Here is a 3,209-nt window from a genome sequence, read left to right as displayed (position 1 = left end):
TTGTTCTTTGAAAACTGGATAAAACGACATTGAAAGTAACACAAACACAAATTTCTTTTATAGATTTTGAATTATTAAGTTTTAATTTTTTAGGCTTAATGACTTATGTGAAAATTATTTCAAGATGCAAGTAAGACGCGAAAGCAAACGCAGTGAGAAGCGGAGTGTACATACGTACATGAGCATTCGAACAAGTGTAGCTGACAAAGTATTACGCAGCAGATTGGAATCAATTAGGTTAAGTTATTAAGGGCGCATGGCGGATGCCTTGGCACTAGAAGCCGATGAAGGACGGCACTAACACCGATATGCTTCGGGGAGCTGTAAGTAAGCTTTGATCCGGAGATTTCCGAATGGGGGAACCCACTGTTTTTAATCGAACAGTATCCTAACGTGAATTCATAGCGTTTTGATGGCAGACTCAGGGAACTGAAACATCTAAGTACCTGAAGGAAGAGAAAGAAAATTCGATTCCCTTAGTAGCGGCGAGCGAAACGGGAAGAGCCCAAACCAAGAAGCTTGCTTCTTGGGGTTGTAGGACACTCTACACGGAGTTACAAAGGAATGAGTTAAATGAAGCGGCTTGGAAAGGCCTACCATAGAGGGTAACAGTCCCGTAGTTGAAAGTTCATTCCCTCCAGAGTGGATCCTGAGTACGGCGGAACACGTGAAATTCCGTCGGAATCTGGGAGGACCATCTCCCAAGGCTAAATACTCTCTAGTGACCGATAGTGAACCAGTACCGTGAGGGAAAGGTGAAAAGCACCCCGGGAGGGGAGTGAAAGAGATCCTGAAACCATGTGCCTACAAGTAGTTAGAGCCCGTTAATGGGTGATAGCGTGCCTTTTGTAGAATGAACCGGCGAGTTACGATTACATGCAAGGTTAAGTTGAAAAGACGGAGCCGTAGCGAAAGCGAGTCTGAATAGGGCGAATGAGTATGTGGTTGTAGACCCGAAACCAGGTGATCTACCCATGTCCAGGTTGAAGGTAAGGTAACACTTACTGGAGGACCGAACCCACGTACGTTGAAAAGTGCGGGGATGAGGTGTGGGTAGCGGAGAAATTCCAATCGAACCTGGAGATAGCTGGTTCTCTCCGAAATAGCTTTAGGGCTAGCCTCGTGTTTAAGAATCTTGGAGGTAGAGCACTGTTTGGACTAGGGGTCCATCCCGGATTACCGAATTCAGACAAACTCCGAATGCCAATGATTTATACACGGGAGTCAGACTGCGAGTGATAAGATCCGTAGTCAAAAGGGAAACAGCCCAGACCACCAGCTAAGGTCCCAAAGTAATCGTTAAGTGGAAAAGGATGTGACGTTGCTTAGACAACCAGGATGTTGGCTTAGAAGCAGCCACCATTTAAAGAGTGCGTAATAGCTCACTGGTCGAGTGACGCTGCGCCGAAAATGTATCGGGGCTAAACGATTCACCGAAGCTGTGGATGGACATCTTAGATGTCCGTGGTAGGAGAGCGTTCTAAGTGCTGTGAAGTCAGATCGTAAGGACTGGTGGAGCGCTTAGAAGTGAGAATGCCGGTATGAGTAGCGAAAGACAGGTGAGAATCCTGTCCACCGAATGACTAAGGTTTCCTGAGGAAGGCTCGTCCGCTCAGGGTTAGTCGGGACCTAAGCCGAGGCCGATAGGCGTAGGCGATGGATAACAGGTTGATATTCCTGTACCACCAATCTACCATTTGAGTGATGGGGGGACGCAGTAGGATAGGGTAAGCGTGCTGTTGGTTATGCACGTCCAAGCAGTAAGGTGTGGAAGTAGGCAAATCCGCTTCCTGTAACATTGAGCTGTGATGGCGAGTCAATTATGACGAAGTTCCTGATTTCACACTGCCAAGAAAAGCCTCTAGCGAGGTAGATAGGTGCCCGTACCGCAAACCGACACAGGTAGTCGAGGAGAGAATCCTAAGGTGAGCGAGAGAACTCTCGTTAAGGAACTCGGCAAAATGACCCCGTAACTTCGGGAGAAGGGGTGCTCTAGTAGGGTGCAAGCCCGAGAGAGCCGCAGTGAATAGGCCCAGGCGACTGTTTAGCAAAAACACAGGTCTCTGCAAAATCGTAAGATGACGTATAGGGGCTGACGCCTGCCCGGTGCTGGAAGGTTAAGAGGATTGGTTAGCGCAAGCGAAGCTGAGAATTGAAGCCCCAGTAAACGGCGGCCGTAACTATAACGGTCCTAAGGTAGCGAAATTCCTTGTCGGGTAAGTTCCGACCCGCACGAAAGGCGTAACGATCTGGGCACTGTCTCAACGAGAGACTCGGTGAAATTATAGTACCTGTGAAGATGCAGGTTACCCGCGACAGGACGGAAAGACCCCGTGGAGCTTTACTGTAACTTGATATTGAATTTTGGTACATTTTGTACAGGATAGGTAGGAGCCAGAGAGACCGGAGCGCCAGCTTCGGAGGAGGCGTTGTTGGGATACTACCCTAAATGTATTGAACTTCTAACCCTTACCCCTGATCGGGGTAGGAGACAGTGTCAGGTGGACAGTTTGACTGGGGCGGTCGCCTCCTAAAAGGTAACGGAGGCGCCCAAAGGTTCCCTCAGAATGGTTGGAAATCATTCGCAGAGTGTAAAGGCACAAGGGAGCTTGACTGCGAGACCTACAAGTCGAGCAGGGTCGAAAGACGGGCTTAGTGATCCGGTGGTTCCGCATGGAAGGGCCATCGCTCAACGGATAAAAGCTACCCCGGGGATAACAGGCTTATCTCCCCCAAGAGTCCACATCGACGGGGAGGTTTGGCACCTCGATGTCGGCTCATCGCATCCTGGGGCTGTAGTCGGTCCCAAGGGTTGGGCTGTTCGCCCATTAAAGCGGTACGCGAGCTGGGTTCAGAACGTCGTGAGACAGTTCGGTCCCTATCCGTCGTGGGCGTAGGAAATTTGAGAGGAGCTGTCCTTAGTACGAGAGGACCGGGATGGACATACCACTGGTGTACCAGTTGTCTTGCCAAAGGCATCGCTGGGTAGCTATGTATGGACGGGATAAGTGCTGAAAGCATCTAAGCATGAAGCCCCCCTCAAGATGAGATTTCCCATTACGCAAGTAAGTAAGATCCCTTGAAGACGACAAGGTAGATAGGTTCGAGGTGGAAGTATGGTGACATATGGAGCTGACGAATACTAATCGATCGAGGACTTAACCAAAACAATTGTGTTTCAATGAACCGTTTATCCAGTTTTGAAAGAA

The 3,209-nt window shown here is 49.1% G+C and carries 1 rRNA gene; it reads left to right on the top strand.

Annotated features, from left to right (window positions below):
• Positions 1 to 236: 236 nt before the first annotated feature.
• Positions 237 to 3,166: ribosomal RNA gene (locus KGI01_RS13515) — 23S ribosomal RNA — on the top strand.
• The last annotated feature ends 43 nt before the right edge of the window (positions 3,167 to 3,209 follow it).

The sequence above is a fragment of the Kurthia gibsonii genome, from assembly GCF_006539985.1.
GTDB classification, from domain to species: domain Bacteria; phylum Bacillota; class Bacilli; order Bacillales_A; family Planococcaceae; genus Kurthia; species Kurthia gibsonii.
This window is presented reverse-complemented; position numbering and strand designations above follow the sequence as displayed.